We start from the raw sequence: 8,456 nt of genomic DNA, 5'->3' as shown, positions 1-8,456 counted from the left end.
CATCTGTTTTGTGGCAGAACGGAACCCTCAAAGCCGAGTTTTCATAGAACTTTTTACACTACCTTTCCCCTCAGGTTTGCCGGTAGGGGAATTTTGTTCGCGAATCACGTTTTTCTGGCTTATTAAGCGCGGACGCGAAAACATCCCCCAGATCGGTACACGGAATATCATGTCCTTTTGATCTGCAGGAATTAACGGGCCGAACGGCGACATATACGGGATGCCGAAAGAGCGCAAACTGCATAGGTGCAGGACAATGGCCATGATCCCAATCGTAATGCCGAATAAGCCAAATGATGCGGCAAGAATCATCAAACCAAAACGCAACATTCGAACCGAGATGGCCATATTAAAAGCAGGCAACACAAAACTCGAAATCGCAGTGATCGCAACGACGATGACCATGGCGGCGGAAATAATTCCGGCTTCCACTGCTGCCTGGCCAATAACCAGAGCTCCGACAATCGATACCGCTTGCCCAATCGCTCTCGGCATTCTGACTCCTGCCTCCCGTAAAATTTCAAACGTGACTTCCATCATCAGCGCTTCCACAAACGCCGGAAAAGGCACTCCCTCTCTTTGCGCCGCTAAATTGATCAACAGCGGGGCGGGGAGCATCTCTTGATGAAAGGTAGTTACCGCAATGTATAGCGACGGCGCGATCATGGAAATGGCTAAAGAAGTATACCGCAAAAACCGGATCAAACTTCCGATATCCCAGCGTTGATAGTAATCTTCCGCAGCTTGCAGAAATTGCCCGAAAATGGCGGGAACCAATAAAACAAATGGAGTCCCATCCACTAAAATCGCAATACGCCCTTCTAGAAGTCCTGCGGCCACTACATCAGGTCTTTCGGTATTATAAACTGTAGGAAAAGGGGTATAGGTTTCATCTTCAATCAGTTCCTCAATATAACCGGTTTCCAAAATCCCATCGATATCAATGCGATTAAGCCGTTCGCGGACCTCATTAAGCACCTTGTCATTGACAATACCATTGATATACATGATCGATACTTCCGTTTTTGTGACTCGACCGATTTCGAATGTTTCCAGCCAAAGGCTGGGATCTTTAATTCTTCGTCTGATTAACATCGTATTATTTCGAATGGTTTCCGTAAATCCTTCCCTTGGTCCGCGAATAACGGTTTGAGACGATGGCTCTTGTACACCCCGCTGTGACCATCCTCTTATCGCGACGATCAGACCCTTGGCAGTCCCATCGATTAAGATGACAGTATCTCCTGATAAAATAGCGGTAAGCAGAGTTTCAAAATCAGTCACTTCCTTAATTCCACCTACTGCAAGTGCTTGTTCTTTTAACAGTTGCAAGGCGGTATTTGGGTTGGCGGAAATCTTTTGATCTAGTTCCGATCGCCTCATATCTAGCAATAATGATTCCATAATGAAATTATTAATAGCTTTGGCATCGGCCAGGCCATCGGTATAAAGCACGGCAGCGCGGATATTGGCTTTATTGCCGATGCGAATTTGCCGTATTGTTACATCCGAACTATTGCCAACCGCATTTTTCACAAACTGGATATTTTCTTGAATACTCGATTTCAGTGGCTCCTTTTGATTCGGCCCGGTCGGATCTTTTTTTGCAGTGGAGGAAAGTTTTATTATTTTTCTGATGGTATTTTTGAAAGATCTCAAGAATCTCCCCGCCTCTGCATAGTCATTATTACCCATTATGTTCTTAATGCGAATCTTTCATACTTCTTAGTGGCTAGCTAAACTTTTCAACCAAGCAAAAAAAGAGCTGCCGAAGTTCGGCAACCCTGTTATGGGCAGGAGCGTGCACTATTATTTGGCGACTTCCTGCGAATACGAACACGGAAGCAAAGATATGAAGAATCTTTTATGCGTTTAACCCCTGTTCCTTCTCTGGTTTTAATATAAAGAAGAGAAGGATCGGAAGTGCAAGTTCAAATATGAGCGCAAAGACCGGCCAAGTTTTATTTAAATTCATAAGCTGCACAGTATCCCTAAAAAACAAAAAGGAGCACACATATGCAAGAGCGGCGAATGGAGTGGTTAGCATTTTCGAGGATGTATCCGGGATGATTGTTTGAATACCGTAGCATACAATATATAAGCTGTAGGCTATTTTTGCGATGATCGTAGGCATCCATATCCCAACAAGCGGAAGGTCAAATCGATCAAGGAAATCGGTTACCTTCAAGTGCCGGACAAGTTCATAGCTGGGGTAAAACAACCTCGGCAGCATGTTTGTTCCAAGGATTAGCTGTGATGACAACACTAATATAAACAGCATTCCTGTCCCGATTAAAAGGGAGAATATGCCGTAGCGCACGCGGAAGGTGATATGGGAAAATAGAAAAAAAACCGCGATTACTTCACCCAAATATGCGACAAAGAACCAGGACCCTTTTAAAACACCTGGCAGATTTATTTCTTTATAGGGCATGATCAGAATTGGGTCAAACTCCCTTGCCAGCAGAAGTGGAATAAACAAGACGGACATCGTCATTACAGGAAAATAAACTTCTGTAAACCTGCCCATTGCTTCAACGCCACCGCGACCGATATACCAGACCGCGAGTATTAACAGGATGGCGGAAATAAAGATCGGTGTATCAGGCAGTAAAACAATATCAACAAAATCCATCAGCATTCTTATATCGCGGACAAGAATTAGAAAAAAAAACAATACGTAGAAACCGATAATAATTTTGCCGAGTAATGAAAATCTCTCTGCTAAGGCCTGGAATATATTTTGCCCGGGAAATCTGGCGGCAACCTTCGACATTAAGAAAACCGGTGGCAAAATAATCAAGCTGGCAACGATGAGCGCTAAATAAGTATGCTGGCGGGCATAAACAGCCGCCTGGGCAGGTACGGTTACCAAGGTTGCACTTAAAATAAACGTTGCGCCCATTAAGATCACTTGATGATGCGAGATTTTATTCACAGTAATCTGCTCCTTATGAAATAGGATCGAACGGTTCTAATAAAAAATGAAGCCACATGGAAGGATTAACATGGTCCGGATTATTCAGGATATATACTTGGAGTGCGGCGCTGATTAGAAGTATACCAATCGTGATTGTCCGAGTTATTTTTGTCGCCTTCTTAAGGTTTTTCCGTTCAAGTAATAAGATGATAATAACGACAATGCTAACAGCTAAGATGTGTCTAATCATTTATCAAATGACTCTCCTTTCTGCCTAAAGGAGTAATGACAGCTCCGACGTTTTCGATATGAATATCAGGTTTTACGGCAACCTCCACTTCTGGATAGATCTCTCCCCACCTGTTTTCGATTTTCTTCCATTCAGCCGGTTTTTCGTTATAAATGAGTTGTCCAAATCCTACAACATCAGCCTTATATTCATGCTGTAAGCGATCCATCGACTTCAAAATGTTGTCTTTTATTTCTTTGTTGAGCTTCTGCTCTAACGCGATAATATTCGTCTCTGAGTCAATATCGTAATTCGATTCATTTTCAACTACCACCCCTCTACCCTTGATCGACATTTCCATTGTGATTTTGTCTCTCTTCACAATGGGTTTTACGTCGACTGTATATTCTTGTATTTGCGTCACGATCTCGTCGACTCCTGCGGGAGGGCGAACGATTATTTCAGGCTGTTGTGCTTCTCCCATGGCCAAGAGAGCACCTGTGGCTTGATTCGATTTTAAAAATCCCACCAATTTATTATTTTTAAAAACAGCCAGGCCCTCCATCTTTATCAGTTTCTTTTGGTTTTTATCGGCAACTGCATATGGGAGAGCGAGATCGACGCCATCTGCAATCATAATATTGACTACATGCTTGAGTGATCTGGGTTCCTTCATTGCTGTTAACGCTAATTCACGTATGGCTTCAGACGGAAAATTCTCCATAGGAACGTCTGTTTCCAGTATTTTTTTGGCCTCCCCCCTGGTCACAATCATTAAGGCCGATAACCGGTTTTGTGGAATCCTTCCTAATACATCGATGATTGGCTCTATTCCGGAACGCGCCATTTCTTCTCCAACCAAAATCAACCGTCTATGCGCAAAGTTAAGCTCTCTTGGGTTGGATCTCTGTTGTTGATTATTAATCTCCCGAATGTTTTTTCCTTCAGTTGATTGCATCAAATACGATTTTCCACCGCTTGTACCGCCGCCGCCCCCCTTGCTGCCAGCCCCGCCAAGCTGTCCTGGCAATGCAACCTGAACCGTCGATCTATATTGCTTGTCAGATTTATCAATAGCTGTTCCCATCACAAACGCGACATCGTTGATTTCCTGGCGGTCCCAGCATCCGGTCAAAGTTAGCAGGACTGAAGCAAGTACGAAATAGCGAAGCTTTTTAAGTTTCATTTACCGTCACCTTTCTCATTGAGTCAGGAGTTGTTATCCTCCTGCATGCGTTTTAGGTTATGCCGTGCATAGGTTGACGGCCTCGAAAACATTCTCCACCACGGTGCCCTGACAAGGATATCTTTCACTTCGTTTTTTCTTAGTGGAGCTATTCCGGAAAAGTAAGGAACGCCGAATGAATTGAGCTGGCATAAATGAGTGATTAAAATAGTGGAACCGATAACTATTCCATATAAACCAAATGCAGCGGCCAGTATCATAAGCGGGAATCTCATTAAACGGATAGCGATCGCAAAATTGAATCTTGGTATCGTAAAAGAGGCAATACCTGTTAACGAAACAATGATCACCATCGGAGCGGATACAATTCCCGCCTCGACAGCTGCCTGGCCGATGACGAGGGCTCCGAGAATACTTACCGCTTGTCCGATCGTTTTTGGCAGCCTCACACTTGCTTCCCTTAGTGCTTCAAACGCTACCTCCATAATTAATGCTTCCACAACAGCAGGAAAAGGGATAGCCTCCCGCGCTGCCGCTATACTCAGTATTAATGTGGTTGGAAGCATATCATGGTGGTAGGTAATCACGGCTATATAAAGAGCAGGTGTGAAAAGCGCCACCATTAAGAAAAAATATCTCAACCAACGAATGAAGTTTGAAGCATAAAATCTTTCATAATAATCCTCGCTTGCATGCAGCATTTGCCAAAATGTGATCGGGCCGACCAACACAAAAGGTGTATTGTCGACGAAAATCGCAAAACTGCCTTCTAGCAGCTGCCCGGCTACAGAATCGGGCCGTTCCGTATACTGCAGCTGGGGAAAAGGTGAATAAGGATTATCCTCAATAAGTTCCTCAATATATCCAGATTCAAGAATACTGTCGATTTCAATCCTGTTTAAGCGTTTTTTTACATCATCCAGAACGTTAGGGGGAATGATTCCGTCTATGTAACTAAGAACAATGTTGGTCTGGGTTTGTTTTCCCAGTACCATTGCTTCCATTTTTAATTTAGTGGATTTCAACCTGAATCGAACGAGAGCCGTATTTGTCCGTAAATTCTCCGTAAATCCTTCTCTCGGTCCGCGAATCGACGCCTCTGTTGCAGGTTCCTCCACGCCCCTGCGAGTCCCCTCCCGAACGGATATAAGCAAGGCGTCAGAATGGCCTTCGACAAAAAGGGCAGCATTACCGGACAGGACGGATGAAAGAATATCCTGATATTTATTTGTTTTGGTAACGCTCGGATACGACACATTGTTTTCAACCGTACCAGGGAGATCATCAGCAGGCGTGACCCTTGTATACTTATAAATTAAATGTTCGATCATGTTGTCTGCAATCGCTTTTGCATTCACCATTCCATCGATGTAAATAACCAATCCTTTTAAAGACTGTTTTATAGCAATGTCTCGATAAACAACATCGGAGCAGTCCTGAAAAAGCACCTTTAATAAATCGATATTTTCTTTAAGGGTGGTGGAGACCTTCTCTTCGATAGAACTTGCGGGATTTTCCTGTTGTAAAATCTCCGTAAAATCCCTTTCCGTTACTTTCTTCTTTCTGTCTAGTTTCATCATACTGTCTCACTTCCCTTAAAAACCATGATAGGAATTAATGTATCCGCAGGTTAGCAAATATATGTAAATAGCCTAATTAAAGCAGAAGCGGAATTTTTAAGGTGTTTATTTAAAAAAGCGGACATGCTGGGACCCTTGTAACAGGTGGAATTTCCGATTAATTTTTTGAAGGAAAAGAGCGTACTAGAACAGAAGTAGTTAGAGCAATTACATGTACCATTTTTTCTTGAATTTCCATTGAATTTTCTGGTCTAAAGCTAAATATATTGGGGGGAAATGGCATGAAGGAGAAAGAGCTGCACCACATGTGGGAGATGTTTGTGAAAGATGCGAGGCTGCATTGCGATTTAGATCCGATCGTCAAGAGTTCCTGGTTACGGTCGAAAATGAACAAGGTAGATCCGTATCAAGCCACCGGCAAGGAAAAATTATCTGAGCATGAATTAAAGTTGTTGGTAGAAAAGAAGAGAGAATTAATCCAAATTTCACTCCCGCTCATGAACACCCTTTACTCACTTGTAAAAGGATCGGGATTTCTTGTCATTCTCTGCGATGAAAGCGGTTACTTATTAAAGGTGATTGGCGATAGGGATCCATTAATCGCTGCGGAAAAAATTCAGTTCGTTGAAGGGGCGAATTGGAGCGAAGAGGTGATGGGAACGAATGCGATCGGTACAGCCATCAAAGTCGGGACGCCGATCCAAATTTTTTCCTATCAGCACTATACAATCGCCACCCAATCATGGACATGCTCGGCTTCTCCGATTTACGAGGGTAACGGCCAATTAGTAGGTGTTTTAAATATGTCGGGGCCGTTTGAAAAAGTCCATCCCCATACGCTCGGGATGGTCGTCTCGACGGCAAAGGCGATCGAGAATGAACTGCAGTTAAAAGAAAAAATTGAAAAGAATGAACTGATGAAAAGCTATCTTGAGGAGACAACGAACACACTGAGCGATGGAATCATCATTATCAACGAAAAAGGAACGATTATTAAAACGAATAAAACGCTCCAGAAGATGCTTCACTTACATCCAGATGAAATTGAAGGTGTAAAGCTGACGAATGTCTTTGAAAATAGAACAATCGAAAGCTTCCTGTTGCTGAGCCAGGAGGTTGTTGACAGGGAAATAAAGCTGCGAATTCGCAAAAACGGCGTCCATCTGTCCGTATTGTTCAATGCGAAGCCGATTATCAGGGGACTCCAAGTCATCGGTTCGCTTGTAACGGTGAAAGAAATCAAAAAGGTTCGCCTGTTTGTCAATCATGTATCAGGGAATCAGGCAAAGGTTACTTTTAATGAGATGATTGGAGAAAATGAGCGCTTTCTCGATTGTCTGCACGAGGCAAAGCTGGCCGCCCAATCGGCATCAACTGTGCTGATCATGGGGGAAAGCGGAACGGGAAAGGATCTTCTGGCACAAGCGATCCACAATGAGAGCAGCCGCAGGCAAAATCCGTTTCTCGCCATTAATTGTGGCGGGATTCCAAGAGATTTGCTTGGCAGTGAGCTGTTCGGGTATGTGGAAGGAGCATTTACAGGAGCCAGAAAAGGTGGCAGTGCCGGGAAGTTTGAGCTGGCTGACGGCGGGACGCTTTTTTTAGATGAAATTGGCGAAATGTCATTAGAGATGCAGGTTCTCCTGCTGCGCGTGTTACAAAATCGCGAGGTGGTCAGAATCGGCGGTTTCAAAGTAGTGCCTGTCAATGTCCGGATTATCGCTGCCACGAACAAAAACTTAAAGCAGGAAGTCCAAAAAGGCAACTTCCGCGAGGACTTGTATTTCCGATTGAACGTCATGCCGATTACGATGACCAGTCTGCGGGAACGCAAAGACGATATCCCGCTCTTAGTCCATCATTTTTCAAGCCAGCTAGCCTACGGTTTGCAGAAAAGTATCCCGGCGATCCGAAACGAAGTGATGGATTTATTAACAAAATATCAATGGCCTGGAAATGTTCGCGAGCTGCAAAATATATTGGAACGGGCGATTGTGAAATCTTCCGGAAGGGACCTTACCGCTGATTTGTTTCCGGAAGAAATAACCGGACTGCACAGCTTGCCTGAAAATCCCCGTTTATTGTTACCGAGAAAGGATGAATTAAAAAAGCAGGCGTTAATGGATTCGATCACAAAGTACAACGGAAATTTCAGTAAAGCAGCCAAATATTTAGGCATTTCCAGAAGCACGCTGTATCGGCAAATGGAACGGTACAATATTCGCTAAGAAATGATAACATGGGCGAAATTGATGATATATATTGAAAGTTGACGATAAGTCTGGAAAAGTTGACGATAACTTGTACGAAGTTGGAGATAAGTCTGGAAGTTGACGATAAAATAGCCGAAGTTGATGATATGTCTAAAAAGTTGACGATAACTTGTGCGAAGTTGGAGATAAGTCTGGAAGTCGACGATAAAATAACCGAAGTTGACGATAAGTCTGGAAAAGTTGACGATAACTTGTGCGAAGTTGGAGATAAGTCTGGAAGTTGACGATAAAATAGCCGAAGTTGACGATAAGTCTGGAAAAGTTGAGG

Annotated in this window: 6 protein-coding genes; 1 reads left to right on the top strand and 5 read right to left on the bottom strand. The window is 43.4% G+C overall.

The genetic code is table 11. The features are described 5' to 3' along the window. Positions 1-27: 27 nt before the first annotated feature. From CU635_RS19420 to CU635_RS19400, 5 genes are all read right to left on the bottom strand, one after another. Positions 28-1,695 (bottom strand): spore germination protein, encoded by a 1,668-nt coding sequence (locus tag CU635_RS19420; protein WP_101579028.1) that lies wholly within the window; start codon positions 1,693-1,695, stop codon positions 28-30. Positions 1,696-1,864: 169 nt separating this feature from the next. Continuing rightward, positions 1,865-2,938: a GerAB/ArcD/ProY family transporter gene (locus CU635_RS19415; RefSeq protein WP_101579027.1), complete on the bottom strand. Its 1,074-nt coding sequence runs from the start codon at positions 2,936-2,938 to the stop codon at positions 1,865-1,867. Positions 2,939-2,951: 13 nt separating this feature from the next. Continuing rightward, entirely contained in the window at positions 2,952-3,170 is a 219-nt protein-coding gene (locus tag CU635_RS19410; protein ID WP_101579026.1) for a hypothetical protein, read from the bottom strand. Continuing rightward, complete coding sequence (locus tag CU635_RS19405; RefSeq protein WP_101579025.1) at positions 3,163-4,335, bottom strand: Ger(x)C family spore germination protein; 1,173 nt, start codon at positions 4,333-4,335, stop codon at positions 3,163-3,165. Before CU635_RS19405 ends, CU635_RS19410 begins: the two co-directional genes overlap by 8 nt. 23 nt (positions 4,336-4,358) lie before the next feature. After that, positions 4,359-5,912, bottom strand: a complete 1,554-nt coding sequence (locus CU635_RS19400; RefSeq protein WP_101579037.1) for a spore germination protein — start codon at positions 5,910-5,912, stop codon at positions 4,359-4,361. A gap of 284 nt (positions 5,913-6,196) precedes the next feature. Between CU635_RS19400 and CU635_RS19395 the strand changes: the two genes are divergently transcribed. Continuing rightward, on the top strand, positions 6,197-8,143 hold the full coding sequence (locus CU635_RS19395) for a sigma-54-dependent Fis family transcriptional regulator (protein ID WP_101579024.1): 1,947 nt from the start codon (positions 6,197-6,199) through the stop codon (positions 8,141-8,143). Positions 8,144-8,456 lie beyond the last annotated feature (313 nt).

Source organism: Bacillus canaveralius, from assembly GCF_002860125.1.
Taxonomy (GTDB): Bacteria; Bacillota; Bacilli; order Bacillales; family Cytobacillaceae; genus Bacillus_BJ; species Bacillus_BJ canaveralius.
Note: the sequence above shows the minus strand (reverse complement) of the source record. Positions and strands in the feature narration are given on the sequence as shown.